Source organism: Streptomyces sp. SID3212 (assembly GCF_009865405.1).
Lineage (GTDB): Bacteria > Actinomycetota > Actinomycetes > Streptomycetales > Streptomycetaceae > Streptomyces.
Genome location: NZ_WWJY01000920.1, coordinates 1 through 1604 on the forward strand (window position 1 = coordinate 1; position 1604 = coordinate 1604).

The following is a 1604-nucleotide window of genomic DNA, read 5'->3' on the forward strand; positions in this document are numbered from 1 at the left end:
CCTGAGCCGGGCGGTGGCCTGGCTGACCGACGCGTTCGCCGAGGTCCTGCGCATTCCCGTACGGGAGCTGGAGCCGGCCGCGCCTCTGGAGGTCTACGGCGCCGACTCACTGATCACCATGGAGGTCGCCGACCGCGTCGAACGTGAACTGGGTGCGGACATCGGCCCGCTGCCGTTCCTCGGCGGCACCATCGGCTCCGTCGCGGAGGTGCTGGCCGCGGCGGGGAAGTTCGCCGGCGACGGCACGAACGCGCCGCCGGACTCCACCGGCGCCGATCGGCGGGCGGTGGACGGAGACCAGGCGCCCGCGGGCGTACGGGATTCCGCGCCTGTCGGACAGGCGGACCGGACGGCTGCCGAACCGGCACTCGTACCGGGCGGTCGCTCCGACGCTCGGCCGGGGACGCCGCCGAACACCCGGCCCCCTCAGCCCATCGCCGTCATCGGGATGGCCGGCCGCTTTCCGGGAGCCGACAGCCTGGACGCCTTCTGGGAGAACCTCCGCACCGGCCGGCGCGCCGTCCGCGAAGTGCCCGAGGACCGTTGGACGCGCTCCGAGCACCACGACGCCCCCGGCCGCGCCCCGCACCGCTGGGGCGGCTTCCTCGACGGCGTGGACCTGTTCGACCCGCGTCTCTTCCGGATCTCGCCTCGCGAGGCGGAACGGATGGACCCTCAGGAACGGCTGTTCCTCCAGTGTGTCTGGGAGGCGCTGGAGGACTCCGGCAGCACGGCCGAAGGTCTCCGAGAGGGGGCCGGCACGGCGGACGTGGGCGTGTTCGCCGGCGTGAGCGGATCCCCGTACCAGCAGCTGTCCCTGGAGCGCTGGGGCAGGGGTCACCGGGAAGCCCCGCCCTCCGGGACATGGTCGGTCGCCAACCGGGTCTCGCACGTGTACCGGTTCGGCGGGCCCAGTATCGCCGTGGACACCGTCTGCTCCTCCTCGTTGACCGCGCTCCACCTCGCCTGCGAGTCACTCCGCAGCGGGGAGTGCGCGGCGGCCGTGGCGGGCGGGGTCAGCCTGGTGCTCCACCCCTCCCACCACCTCGCCCTGTCCGCGGCGGCCATGCTCTCCTCCGACGGCCGCGGCCGGGCCTTCAGCGCGGACGGCGACGGGATCGTCACCGGCGAGGGCGTCGGCGCCGTGGTCCTGAAGCCGCTCGAAGCCGCGCTCCGGGACGGAGACCGCGTGCACGGCGTGCTCCTCGCCTCCGGCATCAACACCAACAGCTCCGCCGGCGCGTACGCGACGCCGGACCGGGACGCGCAGCACCGGCTGATACGCGGCGTGCTCGACCGGGCCGGTCTGTCTCCCGGGGACGTCCAGTACGTGGAGGCGGCGTCCGCCGGGTCCCCGCTGGCCGACCCGCTGGAGGCCATGGCGCTCGGTGAGGCGTACGGCCCGGAGAGCGGCCTGTACGTCGGCTCCGTGAAACCCGCCGTCGGGCACCTGGAGGCGGCCTCCGGCATGGCACAGCTCACGAAGGTGCTGCTGCAACTCAGGTACGGCCGACTGGCACCCACACTCGACTGCGACCCGCCGCACCCGGCCGTCGCCGAATCCGGTCTCCGCCCGGTCCGCGCGGAGACCCCGTGGACACGGC

General features: G+C 74.3%; 1 protein-coding gene. It reads left to right on the forward strand.

Annotated elements, in window-relative coordinates; translation table 11 throughout:
* Positions 1 to 1604: beta-ketoacyl synthase N-terminal-like domain-containing protein (locus GT042_RS27505; protein WP_237531259.1), on the forward strand; the 1604-nt coding region annotated here is incomplete at both ends.